Origin of the sequence: Bacillus sp. DC4300-2b2 (assembly GCF_049895685.1) — a bacterium.
GTDB classification, from domain to species: domain Bacteria; phylum Bacillota; class Bacilli; order Bacillales; family Bacillaceae; genus Bacillus; species Bacillus safensis.
Map to the genome: position 1 here is coordinate 12,606 of NZ_JAFCSW010000006.1, position 18,731 is coordinate 31,336.

25 protein-coding genes are annotated in these 18,731 nt (G+C 41.8%); 15 read left to right on the plus strand and 10 right to left on the minus strand.

The features are described from left to right. Position 1: 1 nt before the first annotated feature. Positions 2-1,333: a cytochrome ubiquinol oxidase subunit I gene (locus ACP69X_RS16930; RefSeq protein ID WP_041086809.1), complete on the minus strand. Its 1,332-nt coding sequence runs from the start codon at positions 1,331-1,333 to the stop codon at positions 2-4. Between the two features lie 176 nt (positions 1,334-1,509). Between ACP69X_RS16930 and ACP69X_RS16935 the strand changes: the two genes are divergently transcribed. Then, on the plus strand, positions 1,510-1,752 hold the full coding sequence (locus ACP69X_RS16935; protein ID WP_041086807.1) for a type B 50S ribosomal protein L31: 243 nt from the start codon (positions 1,510-1,512) through the stop codon (positions 1,750-1,752). 77 nt (positions 1,753-1,829) lie between these two features. Here the strand turns inward: ACP69X_RS16935 and ACP69X_RS16940 are convergent, their stop codons facing one another. Further along, positions 1,830-2,819: a metal ABC transporter solute-binding protein, Zn/Mn family gene (locus ACP69X_RS16940; RefSeq protein WP_041086804.1), complete on the minus strand. Its 990-nt coding sequence runs from the start codon at positions 2,817-2,819 to the stop codon at positions 1,830-1,832. Positions 2,820-3,033: 214 nt separating this feature from the next. On the opposite strand from ACP69X_RS16940, the gene ACP69X_RS16945 reads away from it, so the two are divergent. Beyond that, positions 3,034-3,600 carry a beta-class carbonic anhydrase gene (locus ACP69X_RS16945; RefSeq protein WP_024424929.1) on the plus strand — a complete coding sequence of 189 codons (567 nt, stop codon included), beginning with the start codon at positions 3,034-3,036 and terminating at the stop codon, positions 3,598-3,600. A 1-nt stretch (position 3,601) separates the two neighbouring features. Here ACP69X_RS16945 and yidD read toward each other — a convergent pair whose 3' ends face one another. After that, positions 3,602-3,826, minus strand: coding sequence for a membrane protein insertion efficiency factor YidD (gene yidD, locus ACP69X_RS16950; protein ID WP_041086801.1), 225 nt, complete (start codon positions 3,824-3,826; stop codon positions 3,602-3,604). 126 nt (positions 3,827-3,952) lie between these two features. Here yidD and ACP69X_RS16955 point away from each other — a divergent pair, with 126 nt between their 5' ends. Together ACP69X_RS16955 and ACP69X_RS16960 are read left to right on the plus strand one after the other, a co-directional pair. Beyond that, entirely contained in the window at positions 3,953-4,426 is a 474-nt protein-coding gene (locus ACP69X_RS16955) for an S-ribosylhomocysteine lyase (RefSeq protein WP_003217624.1), read from the plus strand. A gap of 118 nt (positions 4,427-4,544) precedes the next feature. Beyond that, positions 4,545-4,979, plus strand: coding sequence for a FixH family protein (locus ACP69X_RS16960; protein ID WP_041086798.1), 435 nt, complete (start codon positions 4,545-4,547; stop codon positions 4,977-4,979). Between the two features lie 8 nt (positions 4,980-4,987). Here the strand turns inward: ACP69X_RS16960 and ytzI are convergent, their stop codons facing one another. Beyond that, positions 4,988-5,134 carry a YtzI protein gene (gene ytzI, locus ACP69X_RS16965; protein WP_041086796.1) on the minus strand — a complete coding sequence of 49 codons (147 nt, stop codon included), beginning with the start codon at positions 5,132-5,134 and terminating at the stop codon, positions 4,988-4,990. Positions 5,135-5,265: 131 nt separating this feature from the next. On the opposite strand from ytzI, the gene ACP69X_RS16970 reads away from it, so the two are divergent. The 4 genes from ACP69X_RS16970 (at position 5,266) to ACP69X_RS16985 (ending at position 6,913) form a co-directional block, all read left to right on the plus strand. Further along, entirely contained in the window at positions 5,266-5,703 is a 438-nt protein-coding gene (locus ACP69X_RS16970; RefSeq protein WP_041086794.1) for a Dps family protein, read from the plus strand. Positions 5,704-5,829: 126 nt separating this feature from the next. Beyond that, entirely contained in the window at positions 5,830-6,021 is a 192-nt protein-coding gene (locus ACP69X_RS16975) for a hypothetical protein (RefSeq protein ID WP_024424925.1), read from the plus strand. A gap of 135 nt (positions 6,022-6,156) precedes the next feature. Beyond that, positions 6,157-6,561, plus strand: a complete 405-nt coding sequence (locus ACP69X_RS16980; protein WP_041086792.1) for a phage holin family protein — start codon at positions 6,157-6,159, stop codon at positions 6,559-6,561. 43 nt (positions 6,562-6,604) lie between these two features. Next, positions 6,605-6,913 carry a hypothetical protein gene (locus ACP69X_RS16985; protein WP_024425787.1) on the plus strand — a complete coding sequence of 103 codons (309 nt, stop codon included), beginning with the start codon at positions 6,605-6,607 and terminating at the stop codon, positions 6,911-6,913. 28 nt (positions 6,914-6,941) lie between these two features. Here the strand turns inward: ACP69X_RS16985 and ACP69X_RS16990 are convergent, their stop codons facing one another. Together ACP69X_RS16990 and ACP69X_RS16995 are read right to left on the minus strand one after the other, a co-directional pair. After that, on the minus strand, positions 6,942-7,727 hold the full coding sequence (locus tag ACP69X_RS16990; RefSeq protein WP_041086788.1) for an AIM24 family protein: 786 nt from the start codon (positions 7,725-7,727) through the stop codon (positions 6,942-6,944). Between the two features lie 22 nt (positions 7,728-7,749). Further along, positions 7,750-8,361, minus strand: a complete 612-nt coding sequence (locus ACP69X_RS16995) for a TerD family protein (protein ID WP_426052899.1) — start codon at positions 8,359-8,361, stop codon at positions 7,750-7,752. A gap of 248 nt (positions 8,362-8,609) precedes the next feature. On the opposite strand from ACP69X_RS16995, the gene ytkD reads away from it, so the two are divergent. After that, positions 8,610-9,086 carry an RNA deprotection pyrophosphohydrolase gene (ytkD, locus tag ACP69X_RS17000; protein ID WP_269103142.1) on the plus strand — a complete coding sequence of 159 codons (477 nt, stop codon included), beginning with the start codon at positions 8,610-8,612 and terminating at the stop codon, positions 9,084-9,086. 32 nt (positions 9,087-9,118) lie between these two features. On the opposite strand, the gene ACP69X_RS17005 is transcribed toward ytkD, so the two are convergent. From ACP69X_RS17005 to ACP69X_RS17015, 3 genes are read right to left on the minus strand one after another with little or no spacing between them, the layout of a single operon-like run. Further along, positions 9,119-9,865 (minus strand): ABC transporter permease, encoded by a 747-nt coding sequence (locus ACP69X_RS17005; RefSeq protein WP_370333911.1) that lies wholly within the window; start codon positions 9,863-9,865, stop codon positions 9,119-9,121. Positions 9,866-9,899: 34 nt separating this feature from the next. Further along, a complete protein-coding gene (locus ACP69X_RS17010; RefSeq protein WP_073978702.1) occupies positions 9,900-10,670 on the minus strand; it encodes an ABC transporter ATP-binding protein in 771 nt (256 codons plus the stop codon). Positions 10,671-10,685: 15 nt separating this feature from the next. After that, positions 10,686-11,687, minus strand: a complete 1,002-nt coding sequence (locus ACP69X_RS17015) for an ABC transporter substrate-binding protein (RefSeq protein WP_073978703.1) — start codon at positions 11,685-11,687, stop codon at positions 10,686-10,688. A gap of 174 nt (positions 11,688-11,861) precedes the next feature. Here ACP69X_RS17015 and ACP69X_RS17020 point away from each other — a divergent pair, with 174 nt between their 5' ends. Genes ACP69X_RS17020 through ACP69X_RS17045 form a run of 6 tightly spaced genes read left to right on the plus strand, consistent with a single transcriptional unit; the run spans position 11,862 to position 16,998 of the window. Beyond that, positions 11,862-12,590, plus strand: coding sequence for a carotenoid biosynthesis protein (locus tag ACP69X_RS17020; RefSeq protein ID WP_426052900.1), 729 nt, complete (start codon positions 11,862-11,864; stop codon positions 12,588-12,590). Then, a complete protein-coding gene (locus tag ACP69X_RS17025; RefSeq protein WP_426052901.1) occupies positions 12,559-13,305 on the plus strand; it encodes a lysophospholipid acyltransferase family protein in 747 nt (248 codons plus the stop codon). The genes ACP69X_RS17020 and ACP69X_RS17025 overlap by 32 nt, the downstream gene beginning before the upstream one ends. Next, positions 13,290-14,417 (plus strand): glycosyltransferase, encoded by a 1,128-nt coding sequence (locus tag ACP69X_RS17030; protein ID WP_426052902.1) that lies wholly within the window; start codon positions 13,290-13,292, stop codon positions 14,415-14,417. Before ACP69X_RS17025 ends, ACP69X_RS17030 begins: the two co-directional genes overlap by 16 nt. Further along, the gene (locus tag ACP69X_RS17035; RefSeq protein ID WP_041086774.1) at positions 14,414-15,895 is read left to right on the plus strand and encodes a phytoene desaturase family protein; all 1,482 of its coding nucleotides are present in this window, start codon (positions 14,414-14,416) and stop codon (positions 15,893-15,895) included. Before ACP69X_RS17030 ends, ACP69X_RS17035 begins: the two co-directional genes overlap by 4 nt. 26 nt (positions 15,896-15,921) lie before the next feature. Beyond that, complete coding sequence (locus tag ACP69X_RS17040; protein ID WP_041086772.1) at positions 15,922-16,716, plus strand: alpha/beta hydrolase family protein; 795 nt, start codon at positions 15,922-15,924, stop codon at positions 16,714-16,716. 39 nt (positions 16,717-16,755) lie between these two features. Then, positions 16,756-16,998 carry a DUF2584 domain-containing protein gene (locus tag ACP69X_RS17045; protein WP_025092385.1) on the plus strand — a complete coding sequence of 81 codons (243 nt, stop codon included), beginning with the start codon at positions 16,756-16,758 and terminating at the stop codon, positions 16,996-16,998. A 41-nt stretch (positions 16,999-17,039) separates the two neighbouring features. Here the strand turns inward: ACP69X_RS17045 and pckA are convergent, their stop codons facing one another. Then, entirely contained in the window at positions 17,040-18,626 is a 1,587-nt protein-coding gene (gene pckA, locus ACP69X_RS17050; protein ID WP_260774641.1) for a phosphoenolpyruvate carboxykinase (ATP), read from the minus strand. Between the last annotated feature and the right edge of the window lie 105 nt (positions 18,627-18,731).

The window sequence follows — 18,731 nt, forward strand, 5'->3', positions numbered from 1 at the left end:
TTTAAGATTCTGTTAACCGTAGGTCTTCTTCAATCGTATGTTTTCTAAAGTAGTACGTCAGCACAATAACAGTTGCTATGCCTAAGATGAGATAGACAATGGCAAAAAGGATAAAAAGTGTCCCGATCGAGCCAGATGATGTGACAACCTCGGAGGTTTTGAGCATTCGATAGATGACCCATGGCTGACGGCCTGTACAAGCAAAGATCCAGCCAAATTCAATAGCCAAAAGACTAAGAGGCCCGCCGAATAAGTAAAGAAAAAGAAGCCACTTCGGAAATTTTTCACGTTTTAAAATTTTACGATAAAGCAGTGCTAATACCGCAAATAGAATGAGCACCGATCCAATAATGACCATGCCGTTAAATAATGTGTGTATAAATAAAGGCGGCCACTCGTCACGGGGGAAATCATTTAAGCCTTTGACCACCGTATCAAAGCTATTTCCTGCGAGAAAACTAAGCGCCCAAGGAATTTCGATCGCACCTTTAATTTCCTGCGAATCAGCATCCGTAAAACCACCTATTGCAAGAGGCGCATGTGATTGCGTTTCAAATAAACCTTCAGCTCCAGCCAGCTTTTCAGGCTGATATTCATACAGAAGCTGAGCGGATTCGTGGCCATTTAAGGCTGTTAGAAAAGAGAAAAGTCCTCCTACAATGAGTCCAAGAAAAAGGGCTTTTCGATGAAATGAATAGAGCTTCTCGTTTTTTTTAGTTTTGAGCATTTTAAAAGCTGCAACTGAAGCAATGACAAAAGCACCTGTTGTAAAAGCAGACAGCACAACATGTGTAGCAGTCACAGCAAAGCTTGGATTGAAAAAGGCCTTCCAAGGCTCGATATTTGTGATTTCTCCATTCACCATCTGAAAGCCAGCAGGTGTCCCTTCAAAAGCATGTACGTTTGTAATCAGAATCGCTGATGCAGCTGCACCAATGACGATAAAAATAACCGTAATGATGCGCATTGCATTTGATAGGCGATCCGCTGCGTACACATAAATAGACATAAATAATGCTTCTATAAAGAACGCATAGATTTCAATCTGGAATGGCAGTGACATGACTTTTCCGATAACCTCCATAAAACCTGGCCATAAAAGGGCAAGCTGCGTACCAGCAATAGTACCTGTTGGAATGGCGACTCCTAACAGAACAGCCTGTGCTTTTGTCCATCGCTTGGCCATGATGGCATAATGCGGGTCCTTCGTTTTTTGAAAGATGAGTTCAGCTAACAAAATCATTAGCGGGATGCCAACGCCAAGCGAGGCATAAATAATATGAAAGCCCATGGTTGTGCCGAACAGGCTTCTAGCTAAAACGAGATCAGTCAATTTTTTCTCCGCCTTTCTTATCGCTTCTCTTTTTCATGATGCTTATTATTCTCCACCATTTTTAGATTATTCTTCCTGACTAAGAAAGCTTGTTTTTTGACAAGTTGTATAAGAGGGAGTAGAATATAATTATAAAGCGTAATCATTACGTTTTGATAACGAAAGGAGTTTTGACATTGAAAAGAGATATTCATCCAACCTCACATGAAGTTGTATTTATGGACGTAAACAGCGGTTACCGCTTCTTGAGTAGATCAACAAAGACATCAAATGAGACAGTAGAGTGGGAAGATGGGAAAACGTATCCTGTCATTAAAGTAGAAACAAGCTCTGATACGCATCCTTTTTATACAGGACGCCAAAAATTCGGAGAAAAAGGCGGAAGAGCCGAGCTGTTTAAGAAAAAATATCAAATGTAATCAAAAAAGCACGCCTGATAACGGTGTGCTTTTTTACAGCAAAAAACCCCGGCTGATAAAGCCCGGGGTTCAAAACATTAATCATTTAAAGCGGTGTTTAATGTCTTTAAGTTTTGTTTCATTAAGCTGATGTAGCTTTCGCCATTTTTGGCATCATCTTCAGTAATGGATTCTAGATTTTTAAGGGTTAAGCTTTTTGCCCCAATTTCACTGCGGATCGTATCTGATACTTTGCTGCTGACGTTGTTTTCAAAAATAACGTATTGAATGTGATGCTTTTCTGCTTTTTGTACAATGTTTTCGAGCTGCTTTTGTGATGGCTCTTCGGAAGCAGATAATCCTAAAACACTGATTTGCTCAATTCCATAGCGCTTTTCCCAATAACCATAAGCTGCGTGAGAAACAAGAATTTCTTTATGTTTAGCTTTAGATAACGTTGTTTTGAATTCTTGATCTAGGGATTGTAAATCTTTTTTCAGATTTTCATAGTTTTTTGTGTATTCTTCTTTATGATCTGGATCTAATGAGACGAGTGTGTCTTTAATGTTTTTCGCCATTTGCTGCGCATAAACTGGGTCTAACCATGCATGAGGATCTTTATCTCCGTGATCGTGCCCGTCATGATCATGGTCGTGGTCTTCACCTTCATGGTCATGATCTTCACCTTCTTCATGTGCATGTTCTTCATTTGTCGATAACAATTTGATGCCTTCGGCTGCTTTGACTGTTTTCACACCTTGGTCTTTTAATGTGGCAGCAGTTTTGTCTGCGAATGCTTCAGCCCCTGTGCCGCTATAGATAAAGGCATCACCTTCAGCCATTTCAACCATCGTTTTCGAACTTGGTTCAAAGCTGTGTGCATCTGCGTTGGCAGGATACACGCTTTGAGCATGAACGTGAGAGCCGCCAATTTTTTCAGTGAAATCTTGGATTGGAAAGATCGTGGTGTAAATGATTAGTTTCCCGTCTGTCTTTCCTTTTGAAGCATTAGTGCCCGCACTGCTTGAGCAAGCGGCAAGGCCGATCGCGAATAGAGCAGCTGTTAAAATAAAAAAGATTTTTTTCATGTAGAAAATGTCTCCTCTCAATCTAATAGATAGAAATGATTACGATTTAATGTCCTGAGTTATTGTATCGTAATAATTACGATTTGAAAAGAGGAAAATAAAAAATTTTCGTCAGCAGATGTTTCCTTTAAAAAAATAAGCTGCAAAACGTGACGAAATTTCTTACATTGTGCTATATTTATTTTTAAAAAAAGATAAAGGAATGGACAAACGTATGAAACTTTTAGATGAAATCATCGAATATAATCAACAATTTATTGAAGAAAAGAAATACGAAGAATTTACAACAACAAAGTTTCCACAGAAAAAAGCTGTCATTCTATCGTGTATGGATACAAGACTTGTTGAACTGCTTCCGCGTGCCATGAACATGAAAAATGGCGATATTAAGATTGTCAAAAGTGCTGGGGCGCTTGTTTCTCATCCATTTGGAAGTATTATGCGAAGCATTTTAGTTGCTGTTTACGAATTAAATGCTGACGAGGTATATGTCATTGGGCATCATGATTGCGGGATGAGCAAAATTGATAGCCAGACACTTTTAAATAAAGCCGTTGAGCGTGGTATTCCAGAAAAGCGTATTGAAGTACTGGAATACTCAGGAATTGATTTTAAACAGTGGCTCAAAAGCTTTAGTTCAGTTGAAGAGAGCGTGAAGGACAGTGTGTCTGTAGTAAAAAATCACCCGCTTCTTCCATCAGATGTACCTGTACATGGGCTTGTCATCGATCCTGGAACAGGGAAGCTTGACTTAGTTGTCAACGGATATGAAGAAAAGTAAGTTACTTTTCCTTTTTAGGCGGAACAGGATCGATGCCGCCGGGGTGAAACGGATGACATTTCAAAATCCGCTTTATGGTCAGCCAGCCGCCCTTGATCGCGCCATGCGTTTTGATCGCCTCAAGTCCATAGTTTGAGCATGTTGGATAAAACCGGCAGCTTGGCGGTGTCAGAGGGGAAATACATTTTTGATAAAATCGTATAATCCCGATAAAAATTTGTTTCATAGAGGTTCCTCCTTGTCTGTCTTCCACAGTATAAGAAAAAAGGACAAGGAAGGAAAGTTTTATAAACTAAACTGGTCGGAGAAATATGTTATAATATAGGAAATTGCAATTATAGGAGTGGTGATTATGCCTTCAGTTGAAAGCTTTGAACTTGATCATAATGCTGTAAAAGCGCCATACGTTCGTCATTGTGGCGTTCATAAAGTGGGATCAGATGGGGAAGTAAATAAATTCGATATTCGTTTTTGTCAGCCGAACAAGCAGGCGATGAAACCTGATACGATTCATACATTAGAGCATTTGCTTGCGTTTAATATTAGAACACACTCAGAGAAATATGATCATTTTGATATCATCGATATTTCTCCAATGGGCTGCCAGACAGGCTACTATTTAGTTGTCAGTGGTGCACCAACTCCAAAAGAAATCGTTGAACTTCTTGATGCAACATTCAAGGATGCAGTTGAAGTAACAGAAATTCCTGCTGCAAACGAAGAGCAATGCGGCCAAGCGAAGCTTCATGATCTTGAAGGGGCAAAACGTTTAATGCGTTTCTGGCTTTCTCAGGATCAAGAAGAGCTTTTAAAAGTATTTGGTTAATCGAACGATGAACCGGACATTTAGATGTCCGGTTTTTTTATTGAATTCGATCAGTGATGTCAAAATAGGGGATATTTGTTAAAATGGACATGTCAGTAAAAGAAGGGGGAAACGCAAGATGCGAAAAATGTTGGGAATGATTCTGATGCTCACGTTATTAAGTGCATGCGGAAACTCTGTAGCAAATAGCGGAAAAGGGGAAGTGCCTGAGCTATTAGAAGTAAAGCTTACAGGACCTGAGCAGGTGGAGAAAAATGAAAGCGTTATAGTAAAAGCAGCTGTCACATACGGTGATACGCCTGTTGATGATGCAGATGATGTTCAATTTGAAGTGTGGAAAGATGGCGACAAGGATAACAGCAAAATGATTCAGCCAAAGAAAGAAAACAAAGGTGTATACGAATTGCACACAGCCTTCAAAAAAGATGGCCTTTATATCATACAAGTCCATGTGACAGCTAAACAGCAGCATAATATGCCGAAAACGAACATCCACGTAGGTGAGGTGAAAAAAGAGAGTTCGTCTACTGAAGAAGAAACCTCACATCATTAAAAGCGGATTTATTTTGGATTAGGACGTTGATTTGGTTCTGCATCCTGTGGTGAATCGACTTTATGCTTATATTCATAAGCCTTCGCTGTCGTCCACAATGATAAAAAGACAACGATTGAGATAATGATAAAGCTGATAATCCCAAGTAACAGCATCTAACTCCCTCCTTATTTCCATATTAACATATATTTCATGCAGTCAAAATAGAAGAAATTGACGGCAGGTTTCAGTATAATAAGAAAAGGGTATTCTCATACTAAACGCAATTACATAAGGAGGAATAAACATGTCTGAAAAATTATTAAACGTCGTCAATAAACAAGTAGCTGATTGGACTGTGCTTTACGTGAAATTACATAACTATCATTGGTATGTAAAGGGGAAAGATTTCTTTACACTTCATGAGAAATTTGAGGAACTATATACAGAAACAGCTACATATATTGATGATTTGGCTGAGCGTATGCTTGCTTTAAATGGACAGCCTGTTGCGACAATGAAAGAGTGCTTAGAAATTTCCAGCATTCAAGAAGCAGAAGGCAATGAATCAGCAGAGCAAATGGTGAAAAATTTATATGATGATTTCTCCAATATTGCAGAGGAATTAAAGCAAGGAATGGACCTGGCTGCAGAGGTTGGCGATGAAACAACAGGTGATATGCTGCTTGCGATTCATCAATCCATTGAAAAACACAACTGGATGCTTAAAGCATATTTAGGATAATACACGTATGGGAAAAGAATGTCGGTCATAAATAGACCGACATTCTTTTTTATTGGAATCAGGACAGACAGCCCATTGAAATCATAGGGCTTTCAGCCGAAGAGAAAAGAGAAGGGAGGGAAGAAGATGTCTTCTATTGCAGGAATGATGAGTCAGCAAGTAGCGAGCATTCAAAAGACACTCAATATTAGTTTGTTGAATTCACAGCTTGCTACGAATACAGCACAGGCCATGGTGATGCTGGATCAAGTGCAGCAACAGCCTCAAGCTGTTCAGCCAAAGGATTCAGATGCAAGCTTTATTGATGTTAGGGTCTAGGAAGTAGCCGCCGCGCAAGGCGGCTTTTTCTTGTCAAAAGACAGCGCCTTTATTTTTTGTCGTCCAAGCTATTGTGAAAATCCGGCATATACTATTGAGGTAAGGAGTTCCACTTTGAAAGGATGTTGATGCCAAGTGAGCAAGGATTTAGGCATCTTTTCGTTGGTTACAGTGAGTTTGTCGGCGATGGGCTTTCTGTTTGGTGGAGCAGGATATTTACTGATGATTTTAGTGACGTTGATGGCTATTGAATTAATTTGTGCAAGCCTAAGAGAATCTTTGACTGGACAGCTCACAATGAAGCGGTTTTTTACGCGGCTTGTTCGAAAGATTGTGACAGTCTCCTTAATATCGATGGCACATTTCTTTGATGTCATGCTGAAGACAAATGGGGCGATTAAGGATTTAGCGATCATCTTTTATATTATTTATGAATCTTACCAAATCGTCTCGACAGCCAGAGCCCTTGGAGTTCCCATTCCACAGTTGTTTATTGATGTATTGGACATGTTGAAAAATAAATTGCGCAAAAAGCCGTAATTTCCTCATATCTGGTCATACTAAAGAAAAAAGGATGATTCAGATGGCGAGACACACATACTATGTATCCGTACAAGATGGATCGATATCGCAGCATAGAGATGCAGCGGCTTGGCAATTTCAAATAGAAGCAGATGATGATCAAATTTTGCAGCTGAGAGACTATTTCGATGAACAGTATATGACAGATTGGAAAGGCTTCTTTCGGGCACATGTTCCGTTTCTTGAATATCATTATGATAGTCCAAATGATGAAATGGATAGAAAAAGAAAAGAGATTTACACAATGATTTATGAGCTCGGCAATGAAGAGACAAGGAGCTTTATTGAGACAAATGGTTTGATGAATTGAAAAAGCATGTAGAGATTCTCTACATGCTTTATTTTCGCGGTTGTAAAATGCCTCCGATCAGATCAGTGATCCCACCGCCTCTATTTTCTTGCTGTGAATTGGTGAATTCATGAGAGGAGCTCTGGCTCTGAGGCTTGTAGCGATTATCATCTAAGCCAACCCGTAACCCAGATGTGCGCTCAGATGGCTGAATAATAACAATTTGGTCTTGTTCTTGGAACTCAAATAAATAGGATTCACCAGATGTTTGTCCAATGAAAGTTTTCCAGTTCACATCTAATTTGACCTTCGGTGCTCTGCCCGTCCAAGCGACAATTGCGTCAGGGTCTACGCGGCAGGGGGCTTTTAAAATGAGCGGATTTCCATTCGTTTTGATGGCGACCTGCGCTCCGTGCCCTTGATAAGAGAGTTTTGATGTAAACAGTCCTTTCTGCGATAAAATACCAACGCCTACTGGTGTGACACCGTAATGGCATTCCTCAGTAAAGGCAAGTAAATCTTCACTTTCTACACTTACATGCTGCCAAGGACCGCTTGGCTCAAGATTAATTACTGTTACATGCTCGCTTGAATCAGCCAGATAGCAAGTACCTTGTCCACTCACTTCCATCATCTCAAGGTTTTCACCTGTGAATTTCCTGCTGATATGGTTAAATACTTGGCTGACCATATTTCCTTTATTCGTTCCAAGTAATCGCTTGCGGTATTGGAAACTTCCTTGATCGGCAATCATTGCGCCCTTTTTGGCAAAAAAGATTCCGCTGCCTTCTGCTTGTAAGGTAAGTTCTTCTATTGTGACGAAATGAAATCCCATGGGTGCCGGCTCCTTTCCTGCGTCAAGATGTGAATCCATAGATGCGGCATAAATCATGTAAATCTAGAGTAGTCCCTTGCCCGGTTGCAGTGATCTTCCATTCCTCATGATCTCTCGTGAGTTCTGCGCATATAATGGACGTACAATACGAATAATCTTCTGTTAACTGAAAGGTACAAATCTCTTGCTGAGAGATTTGATCAGTAAGGCGCACATAGGCATTAGTGACTTGTCCAAAATGATGCTGGCGTTCGTGTGCATCATGTATTGTGGCTGTGACGACAATTTTATGAATATCAGGTGAGACTCTGCTTAATTGCATAATAATCATTTCATTGTCTCGATACCCTCCGCCAAATTGATGATCACCAAGATGACGAACAGCTCCGTCTAAGCTTTGCTGCTGGTGATAATAGATCAGATGCTTAGGAGACAACAGTTTGTCTTCTTCATTTAAAAGAAACACTTGCGTATCTAAATCAATTGGCTGACCGGCCAGGTCCCAGCCAAGCCCGATATGAATTTGGTCGACCGCTGGATTTTCTTTTGTTAAATCTAACTTTTGCCCTTTCACGAGGTGTTTCTTGATCACCTCATGGGGTGCGTCTTGTTTTGACCCATTTTTTATACTCATGCTGATTTCCTCCTTGTTGTCATAGGACAAACACTGATTCATTTACGTCATATAGGGATAAAAGGTTTCATGATTAAAATTGGGTGAAGTTGGAGATGATAAAAAGGTTTTAGCAACAATACCTCATTTTAGATACAGACGAGTTGGAACCACTCGTTTGTTTCACTTTTGATAAAAATTCTTCAGATAAATGTGATCTGTGGTATGATGTTTTACAAGAAGCAAGGACAGGATATGAGGGATTTCACATGCATGTATTTAAAGACTATTATCATAATACGGTCAAACTCTCTTTTGAGGAGAAGCCTTTTTCAAGTCATCCTAAGCATGTTTGGGCCATCTGCCGTTACCAAGGGAAATGGCTGCTCACTGAACATGAGGATCGGGGCTATGAGTTTCCAGGAGGGAAAGTTGAGCCGGATGAAGAAGCAGACCAAGCCGCTATACGGGAGATTCAAGAAGAGACGGGTGCTGTTGTTCGTGAATTAACGTATATTGGCCAATATCAGGTGCTGGGCAGAGAAAAGGTCATCGTCAAGAATATTTATTTCGCTGAAATTGAAAAGCTAGTGAAGCAAGAAACATATTTTGAAACGAAAGGACCGGTTCTTTTCGCAGACTTGCCGAGATCCATCGCAAAAAATAAGAACTTCAGTTTTATTATGAAAGATGATGTGTTAAGACAAAGTCTTGCTTATTTAGAAAAAAACGGTTTGATTCGTTAAAAAAAGCGCAGGGAGACATTCCCTGTGCTTTTTTATTTTTGAAGAAAACGGCGTTCGAGCCATTCCACAAGCTGGTACATGATAGTCGCAAACACGGCAATAATGAAAAGACTTAAGAACACGAGTGTAAAGTTGAAGACTTGAAAGCCGTAAATGATCATGTAGCCGAGCCCTTTTGAGGAAACAAGAAATTCCCCTACAATAACCCCAACCCAAGAAAGGCCGACATTGACTTTGATCGCAGAAATCATCGTTGGAATACTAGCTGGCAAAATGACCTCGCGAAAGACGACGCTTTTTTTCGCACCAAAGGTTTTCATCACCTTTAAATAATTCTCATCGATCTCTTGAAAGGCTGTATAAATGACGATCGTCGTAATGATCACACTAATGATTGCGCCCATGGCAACGATGCTGATCATGCCAGGCCCAAGGGCAACAATTAAAATTGGGGCGAGGGCAACTTTTGGCATGGCATTTAAAATGACTAAATAAGGATCAAGAACGTTTGCCAGGCGGGTGGACCACCATAAGGCGGCAGCAAGCAAAATGCCGCAAAAGGTACCAAGTAGAAATCCGAGCACCGTTTCAAATAATGTAATACTCATATGATTCACTAAAGACCCATCGGATATTTTTTGTACAAACAATTGGCAGACCGCAGATGGTGAACTAAATATCAGTGGATCGATGAGACGAAAATGACTGGCAAGCTCCCAAAGCGAAAAGAAGCTGGCGAAAATAATGAACTGATAGATTCGGGTCATGCGCTTTTCCATTCGGTATTTTTTGCGATAGGCTTCATGTAAAAGATCACTGTGTTTCAACTGTTTTCAGCTCCTTCCAAATCGTTTGAAAGAGCTCTTGGAAACTCTGGGTCTGTCTTGCTTCGAAAGGAGAAAGAGTCCTCAGATCATCTGGAACGGTAAAAATTCGTTTGATCGAGCCAGGATGCTTTGAGAATAAGAAAATGCGGTCACTCATCGCAATGGCTTCGCCAATGTCATGTGTCACAAGGACCGCTGTTTTTTGATAGTTTTTGAGTGTATGAAAGACGAGATCCTCTAATGTTAGTTTGGTTTGGTAGTCTAGAGCTGAAAAGGGTTCGTCTAGTAAAAGCAGACCGGGATTCACTGCAAGCGTTCGGGCGAGAGCCGCACGCTGCCTCATACCGCCTGACAGCTCTTTCGGGTATTTTTCCTCTACATCATGAAGGCCAAGCTTAGGCAGTAAGCCAAGAGCGGCGGAGGTGGCTTCATGTGAATCTTGTTTGGTAATTTTCAACCCGAGAATGATATTTTCCTTGATGGTTTTCCAAGGGAACAAATAATCTTGCTGGAGCATGTAGCCGATTTGATGCTCCTTTTGATTCGGTTCTTTTCCTTCGATTAAAATTCGGCCTTCAGAGGGCGGCGTTATTCCTGCAATGATAGACAGCAGGGTGGTTTTCCCGCAGCCGCTGGGACCAATAAATGAGATAAATTCACCTTGGTCTATCTCCATATTAATGTGCTGTATGGCCGTTGTTTTTTCTTTTAAAGAGAAGTACGTGTGGGTCACATGGTCAATTTGAAGGAAAGACATGTGCTACCTCCTATTCTATTTATGTTCTGTGACCTTCTTTGCAATGGATGAATCGACAAGTTGTTTGTACGGGATAAATTTCGGCAATTCATCGCTCTCCTTCATGATTTCCTGCAATTTGTTCCATTCCTCTTCATTCAGAAGTGGATCTGTTGCATAGGAGTCCTGCTGTTTGTATCGTTTAATGGCTGTTGATAAGACATCAAGTTCTGTGTCAGGAAAATGAGATTGAATGGTTTTGGCAATCTCCTCTGGCTGCTTGGCTTCCACCCATTTCTGCGCTTTGTAAATGGCACGAGTGAAGGCTTCTGCTGTCTCTTTGTTTTCCTCTAAGTAACTTTTCTTTGCCATGAAGGTGGTATAAGGCACCTTTCCGGAAGCCTCTCCAAAGGAGGCGGTGATGTACCCTTTGCCTTCTTTTTCAATTAAGGATGCTGTCGGTTCGAATAACTGCACAAAATCGCCAGTTCCAGAGGAGAAAGCACCTGAAATGTTGGCAAAATCAATATTTTGAATCATACGGAGATCCTTTTTTACATCAATGCCTTCCTTTTTCAGGACATATTCACCGACCATTTGCGGCATGCCGCCTTTCCGCTGTCCAAGAAAGTCTTTTCCTTTTAATTGATCCCAAGAGAATTCGCTCACCTTCTCCCTTGAAACAAGAAATGTACCGTCTGTTTGTGTCAGCTGTGCAAAGTTGACGACAGAGTCTTTTGTGTCTTGAGCCTCTACATAGATAGAGGATTCAGAACCGGTCAGGGCAATATCTGCACCACCGGATAAGAGAGCTGTCATCGTTTTATCGCCGCCCCAAGTCGTTTTTAATTCAACCTCTAGCCCTTCTTCTTTGAAGAAGTTCTCAGATAAGGCAACATATAGCGGAGCATAAAAAACCGAATGGGTCACCTCGGCTACTTGTACGGTCTGCTCTTGTTCTTTTTTACAGGCGACAAATGGAATAAAGAGCAGGACAACGACGATGAATGCCAGTCTGACTTTGATGGAACGATTCAAGAGTAATTCGCCTCCTTTGTTCTAGATCACTAATTAAAGTATGTCAAAAGGGATTTTTGGTGAGTGCCTAGATGAAAATAAGAAGCGCATTGTTTATTTATAGAACGTGTCTTTTTTTCTATACTAGAAGCATGAATACTTTCTTGAATTTGGAAGAAATAAAGGGGCGGTTTCGTGTATAGAGTGAGTTGGGTATTTCTTGGGTGGTATTTAATAGGGCTCATATTAATGGTCTTTTTTGAGGTGCCAGCATGGCTTCAGTTTGCAAATGGCATTTTCCTTGTGCTGTATGCCTGCTGTGTGATAGAGATTGGGCGAAATATTTATGGATCATGGGGAATGGTGATCAAACGGGCAGCCATTGTCGGCGTGCTGACATTTACGGTTGAATGGATTGGGATCACAACCGGGTTTCCTTTCGGAGCTTATGACTATTATCCAACGTTAGGTTTTCTAGTGGCAGGGGTGCCTTTAACCATTGCTTTTGCATGGGTTGGAGTATTTTTAAACAGTCTTTTTTTATCCAGTCAGCAGTCGAAGTGGAAACGAGCGGTCGAAACGGGGATATGGATTGTCTTGCTTGACCTCATATTAGACCCAGTAGCAGCTGAACGGAAATTTTGGGTGTGGTATGACGGCGGTGGTTTTTATGGTATTCCTTTTGAGAATTTTGTGAGCTGGGGTATGATTGGAGCAGGACTTTCCTTTCTCTTCCCGCTTGTTCGGATTGATCAGAAGGCTCTGAACTGGACGAGCCGTATTTATCAGGCAATGGTGTTCTTTTTTGGTGTGCTGGCATTAAAGGGCGGGCTCGAGGTCATTTTTTATTTAGCACTGATCATTGTTATTTTGTGTGAAGGAAGGGTTCAATTTGAAAGAAAGCGACAAAAGCCGATCGTTTAGACGTATATTTTCTCTTTATCTTGAGCGGTATTTACTTCATAAACATTTTCGCTGCGTGATGATGAAAGGCGCTGTGGACCCAAACGAGAAGCTGCCTGTTCTTTATCTCGCCAATCATAGCTCATGGTGGGATGGACTCATCCTCTTTCTTTTAACAGAAAAAGCGTCCGAACTCGATCACTATATGATGATGGAAGAGAAGCAGCTGAAGCAATATGAATTTTTTCGTAAGCTAGGTGCCTTTCCGGTTCAGAAAGAGAATCTGAAAAGTGTGAAGCAAGCATTAATAACGGCTAAAGAAAACATGCAGGCTGGCGGGGCTGTATGGCTTTTTCCACAGGGGAAAATCATGCATCAGGACATGCGGCCGCTTGAATTAGAGGGCGGGGCTTCATTTTTAGTGAGACAATTTGAGCAAGTCGTGGTGAAGCCTGTGACCTTGCATTATACATTTAATCAATTTCAAAAGCCGACAGTATCTGCTTTGTTTGGTGAAGATACCTTAGTATCTGGCGGGGCACTTCGAAGCAAGGACGTGACGCATCTGCTCAGAGATCTGCTTGAAACGCAGTTAAACGCACATCAAGCACAGGTCATCGCAGATCCTGATTTTTCAACTAATCAAGAATTTAGACAGATGACAAGGACAAGTCAGTCAACAAGTGATGCGTTTGATTCCTTTAAAAAGTGGGTGAAAACATGGCGGTCTTCCTAACTGTGATCAGTGTACTCTTGCTCTGTCAGTTTATTTTCACCATATGGAATATGAGGCAGCTTCCTATTTTAAAGCCAGCATCCTTTCCGCCGGGTGAACCGATTTCATTATCAATTCTGATTCCAGCAAGAAATGAGGAAAAACGGATCGAAGCCTGTCTTCAGTCGATCGTTGATCAACGTCTTTACCCGAAAGAGCTCATCGTCCTTGATGATCACTCGACAGATCAGACAAGAGCGATGGTGGAACGCTTTGCAGAAAGATACCCGTGGATCCGTGTCCAGTCAGGTCAACCCTTAAAGCGCGGCTGGCTTGGTAAATCATATGCCTGTTCTCAGCTCGCTGAAGCTGCTGCTTCTGACTGGCTGCTATTTTTAGATGCGGATGTCCGGTTAAAAAAAGGGGCAGTTGAATCAGTGTACAAGCAGTTATGCATGCAAAAAACGGGGATGCTGTCAGGTTTTCCAGAACAGATAACAGGTACATTTTTTGAGCATCTTGTGGTTCCTATGATGATGTTTACCATTGGCTGTCATCTGCCAGTGAAATGGGTAAGAAAATCTAAGAACCGCGCTTTTGCCGCAGCACATGGCGGTTTTATTGCCATTGAAAAGAATTGTTATCACGACATTGGCGGGCATGCAGCGATCAAGGATTCACTAGTTGATGATATGGCCTTGGCTAGACGGGTGAAGGAAAAAGGCTTTCCGTTCACACTTGCAAGCATTCATCCATTTGTGTATATGAGAATGTATGAGAGTGGACTAGAGGTTTGGGAAGGTTACCGAAAAAATTTATTCCCAGGTGTGAATCGAAGCATTGCTTTGTTAAGCAGTGTCTTTTGTTTATACTCCCTCCTTTATTTGGTTCCTGTCATTTGTTTCATGATCGCATTGTTTCAGCTGGATGTTTTGAGCATATGCTTAGCGATTCTTTGCTATGGGCTGGGTGTGTCGATTAAAGCGGCAATTGATACTGAAAATGGTCGGACATCTGCGATGGCTTTTTTATTGCCGGTCAGTATTTTAAGCTTGATCGCCATCGGTTTTGCTTCTATGAAAATCGGTCTGAAAAAAGAAGGGTATGAATGGAAAGGGAGAAGGTACGAATGAAAAAAGTGATCATCATCGGCGGCGGACTTGGCGGATTATCAGCCGCGATCCGTCTACAGTCACGCGGGGTTCAGGTCACCATTTTAGAAAAAGAAGCGGCTTTAGGCGGGAAATTGCAGCGCCATCATGGAGCGGGCTACTCTTTTGATTTAGGACCGAGTACCATTACAATGAAGGCATATTTTGAAGAAGTGTTTACAGCCTGTCATAGACGGATGGAGGATTATGTGACCTTTTATCCGATTTCTCCACTGACCAAAAATATTTTTTCAGATGGCCAGACGGTCGAGTTTACGCCGAATATTGAGCATATGGAGTCACAAATTGCTGCATTCAGTCCTGAAGATGCGAAGCAATACCGTGCATTTTTACAGGAATCAAAGACGCTTTTTCAAAAGGCAGAGGAGCAGTTTTTAAATCGTTTGTTATTGAGCTGGAAGGATAAGGCGGATTTAAAGCTGATGAAAGCACTTCTTGCTGTCAAACCATTCACATCCGTTCAGCGCCTGCTACGTCAATATTTCCGTCATCCCCATACATTGGCCATGTTTGGACGGTATGCCACTTATATCGGCTCTTCTCCCTACGAAGCGCCGGCTATTTTTAATATGATGGCGTATTTAGAAGGGGAGAAAGGGATTTATGGAATACAAGGCGGTACGTATCGTTTAGTTGAGGCATTTGAGACACTGGCAAAAGAATTAGGCGTTCAGATTCACCTCAATGAACAAGTGAACAAGATTCATGTGAAGGGGCGGCGGATCAAAGGAGTGGAGACGGATCAGCAGATGTATGAAGCAGATCAAGTCATTGCAGGAGCAGATGCGCTGACTGTATACCGTCATCTTATAGATGAAAAAGACCGTCCTCGTTTTTTAAATCAAAAACTGGCTAGTATTGAACCGTCGTTGTCGGGCTTTGTTCTCTTATTAGGTGTACCTAAAGTCTATGAGCAGCTGGCTCATCACAATGTGTTTTTCCCTGAGGATTATGAGCAAGAATTCAAAGATATTTTTCAGAAAAAACAACTGCCTCAAGATCCGACGCTTTACATATGTTATTCAGGTCATTCAGAACCAGCTTTAAGCGGAGGAGCGGGAAGAAGCAACCTGTTTGTACTGGCCAATGCACCTTATGTGACAAAAGAGCAAGATTGGGACATGCTAAAGGAGACATATCGTCAGCATGTAAAAAACAAATTAATGGAAAAAGGTCTTTTTGATTTGGAGAAGCTAATCGAATATGAAGCGGTTCAAACCCCGCTCGATCTGCAGCAGAAAACGGGGGCATATCGTGGAGCCATTTATGGCATGTCTTCAAACTCGTTCAAACAGGCGTTCTTTCGCATCAATAATCAATCAAAGGACATTGAAGGACTTTGGTTTGTTGGGGGAACAAGTCATCCAGGCGGCGGCACGCCAATGGTGACAAAATCAGGCCAGCTTGTCGCAGAAGCGATGCTGAAGCAATGGACGTAATCAAAGATGAAAAGGAGAGAAATCGAGTGATTGTGGAAAAAAGAAGGTTTCCGTCGCCCCATCCGCATATTCACTTATATACAGTGACCTATGAGGCAGATGGACTTCGGATGAAAGGACTGCTCGCTGAGCCGGCCGAAGAAGGTCTCTACGACGGCTTTTTGTATTTACGAGGCGGCATTAAAAATGTGGGGATGGTCAGACCTGGCCGGATTGTGCAATTTGCCGCGCAGGGTTTTGTCGTCTTTGCTCCCTTTTACCGAGGAAATCAGGGAGGCGAAGGGAACGAAGATTTTGCCGGAGAAGATCGAAAAGATGCGTTCGCTGCCTTTCAGCTGTTAAAGCAGCACAAAAAAGTGAAGAAGGATCGCATTCATATCTTTGGTTTTTCGCGAGGCGGTATTATGGGCATCTGGACCGCTGTAGAAATGAAACAGGAGGCGGCTTCCTTTGTCACATGGGGAGGCGTCAGTGACATGAAACTGACTTATGAAGAGCGTGTGGATATGAGACGGATGATGAAGCGTGTGATTGGCGGTCCGCCGCATAAGGTGCCAGAGGCATATGAGAACAGAACCCCTTTAAATGATGTGGACAAAATTGAAGCGCCTGTCCTGATCATCCACGGAGAAGAGGACCAAAATGTATCGATTGAGCATGCATATTTGTTAGAAGATGCGCTGCGTCAGCACGGGAAGTCCGTGGAGACATGGTATTTCCATGGATACAACCACTATTTCCCGCCGCAGCATAATCGAGAAATTGTGAGAAGGCTGACCACATGGATGCACAGCCGAAAAAGCGGAAATGTGTTAAAATAAGCAGTATAACGAAATATAGAAAGTAGGGGGATTTTCATTATGGGAATGCCTGTTGAATTTAATACAATGATTGTCACAAAGGGAAAAGAGACAAGAATTGAAGAAAATGTATTTGAACTCATGAAGGATGGATACCGCATTTATCCGTTAAATATTCCACTTGAGGTGCGCAAAACGAAAGACGGAGAAAAAACAGGGACAGCACATGTTGAAAAGCTGGAGCTGACAGACAATGTCACGAAGGTGACGTACCGTCTTGTGTCATTGCATTCAACAAACTAAAAAAGCTGAGGGATTGAATCTCCTCAGCTTTTTTCATTTGGTTATACGAGTGGTCCGCCTTTGGCTTCAATGTCACTTGCCGCGTGGCTGAATTTTTGGAAGTTCTTTTTAAATTCATTGGCAAGGAAGTGTGCTTTTTCTTGATAAGCCTTTTGGTCATCCCATGTTTTAGCAGGTTGAAGCACTTCATCTGGTACACCAGGAATATGAAGCGGGATGTGTAAGCCAAAGATGTCATCAGTAATCATTTCAGCATTGTCAAGGTCACCCTCGATTGCTGCCTGAACCATTGCTCTTGTATGAGCGAGATTCATTCGTTTACCTGTACCATAGCCTCCGCCAGTCCAGCCTGTATTCACAAGGAATACTTTAGCACCGTGCTCATCAATCTTTTTGCCAAGCATTTCAGCATAGACGTGAGCTGGAAGCGGGAGGAATGGTGAACCGAAGCACGTAGAGAATGTCGTTTCTGGTGAAGTGACACCTCGCTCAGTTCCAGCTAGTTTACTTGTGTACCCGCTCAAGAAATGGTACATTGCCTGTTCTTTTGTTAAACGGCTGATTGGAGGTAAGACGCCAAACGCATCAGCTGTTAAGAAAACAATGGCAGATGGATGTCCTGCGATACTTGGTTTCACGATGTTATCAATCATTTCGATTGGGTAAGCAGCGCGTGTATTTTCAGTAAAGAATGTATCATCATAATCCGCTTCACGTGTTTCTTCATCAAGCACAACGTTCTCAAGAACTGATCCGAAGCTGATCGCTTTGTAGATCTGTGGTTCTTTTTCTTCACTTAAGTTCACACATTTCGCATAGCATCCGCCCTCGATATTGAAGACCCCTGTGCCAGACCAGCCGTGTTCATCGTCTCCGATCAGCTTGCGGCTTGCGCTTGCAGAAAGCGTCGTTTTCCCAGTACCTGAAAGTCCGAAGAATAAGGCTACATCGCCTTCTTGACCTACGTTTGCTGAGCAGTGCATGGATAAAATATCTTGCTCAGGAAGCAGATAGTTCATCACAGAGAAAATGGACTTTTTCATTTCTCCTGCATATTCTGTTCCACCGATAAGAATCGTGCGTTTTTCAAAAGAAACGATGATAAACGTTTCAGAGTTTGTGCCATCTGTTGCAGGATCTGCTTTGAAGTGCGGTGCAGATAAGATGGTGAAAGGTTTTTCGTTTGAAGAAGGTGTTGACCCGTCAGGTCTGATGAATAGCTGCTTGGCAAAAAGATTGTGCCATGCGAATTCGTTTATAACTGTAATCGGCATACGATATCTTTCATCAGCGCCTGCAAACCCTTCAAAGACGAATAGTTCATCACGCTCTTTTAAGTATGACACAACCTTTGTATATAAACGGTCAAATGCTTCTTTGGAGATCGGCTGGTTTACTTGACCCCAATCGATTTTATGTTCAGAGCTTTCTTCTTTGACGATAAATTTATCTTTAGGCGAACGTCCTGTGTAGGCTCCAGTTGTCGCACGGACAGCCCCTGTTGATGTTAAAACGCCTTCATTACGTGCCAAAATCTTTTCAACAAGTTTCGGAACAGATAAATTTTGGTGCGTATTTTCTAATGAGAGCAATGACTGCAAATCTTCTTTTAAATCCACTGAGTTCATAAAAAAACCCTTCCTTTACCGTTGAATTTGTTTGTTTCGATTAGTATAACACATTAATAATAATAGTCTATACTATTTAAAGATTTTTGTGTGTGTTTTTTCATT

Excerpts from the sequence above, each read along its gene's own strand:
- ACP69X_RS16940 (WP_041086804.1), bottom strand. The coding sequence starts at position 2,819 with ATGAAAAAAATCTTTTTTATTTTAACAGCTGCTCTATTCGCGATCGGC.
- ACP69X_RS16945 (WP_024424929.1), top strand. The coding sequence starts at position 3,034 with ATGAAACTTTTAGATGAAATCATCGAATATAATCAACAATTTATTGAA.
- yidD (WP_041086801.1), bottom strand. The coding sequence starts at position 3,826 with ATGAAACAAATTTTTATCGGGATTATACGATTTTATCAAAAATGTATT.
- ACP69X_RS16955 (WP_003217624.1), top strand. The coding sequence starts at position 3,953 with ATGCCTTCAGTTGAAAGCTTTGAACTTGATCATAATGCTGTAAAAGCG.
- ACP69X_RS16960 (WP_041086798.1), top strand. The coding sequence starts at position 4,545 with ATGCGAAAAATGTTGGGAATGATTCTGATGCTCACGTTATTAAGTGCA.
- ytzI (WP_041086796.1), bottom strand. The coding sequence starts at position 5,134 with ATGCTGTTACTTGGGATTATCAGCTTTATCATTATCTCAATCGTTGTC.
- ACP69X_RS16970 (WP_041086794.1), top strand. The coding sequence starts at position 5,266 with ATGTCTGAAAAATTATTAAACGTCGTCAATAAACAAGTAGCTGATTGG.
- ACP69X_RS16975 (WP_024424925.1), top strand. The coding sequence starts at position 5,830 with ATGTCTTCTATTGCAGGAATGATGAGTCAGCAAGTAGCGAGCATTCAA.
- ACP69X_RS16985 (WP_024425787.1), top strand. The coding sequence starts at position 6,605 with ATGGCGAGACACACATACTATGTATCCGTACAAGATGGATCGATATCG.
- ACP69X_RS16990 (WP_041086788.1), bottom strand. The coding sequence starts at position 7,727 with ATGGGATTTCATTTCGTCACAATAGAAGAACTTACCTTACAAGCAGAA.
- ACP69X_RS16995 (WP_426052899.1), bottom strand. The coding sequence starts at position 8,361 with ATGAGTATAAAAAATGGGTCAAAACAAGACGCACCCCATGAGGTGATC.
- ytkD (WP_269103142.1), top strand. The coding sequence starts at position 8,610 with ATGCATGTATTTAAAGACTATTATCATAATACGGTCAAACTCTCTTTT.
- ACP69X_RS17005 (WP_370333911.1), bottom strand. The coding sequence starts at position 9,865 with ATGGAAAAGCGCATGACCCGAATCTATCAGTTCATTATTTTCGCCAGC.
- ACP69X_RS17010 (WP_073978702.1), bottom strand. The coding sequence starts at position 10,670 with ATGTCTTTCCTTCAAATTGACCATGTGACCCACACGTACTTCTCTTTA.
- ACP69X_RS17030 (WP_426052902.1), top strand. The coding sequence starts at position 13,290 with ATGGCGGTCTTCCTAACTGTGATCAGTGTACTCTTGCTCTGTCAGTTT.
- ACP69X_RS17035 (WP_041086774.1), top strand. The coding sequence starts at position 14,414 with ATGAAAAAAGTGATCATCATCGGCGGCGGACTTGGCGGATTATCAGCC.
- ACP69X_RS17045 (WP_025092385.1), top strand. The coding sequence starts at position 16,756 with ATGGGAATGCCTGTTGAATTTAATACAATGATTGTCACAAAGGGAAAA.
- pckA (WP_260774641.1), bottom strand. The coding sequence starts at position 18,626 with ATGAACTCAGTGGATTTAAAAGAAGATTTGCAGTCATTGCTCTCATTA.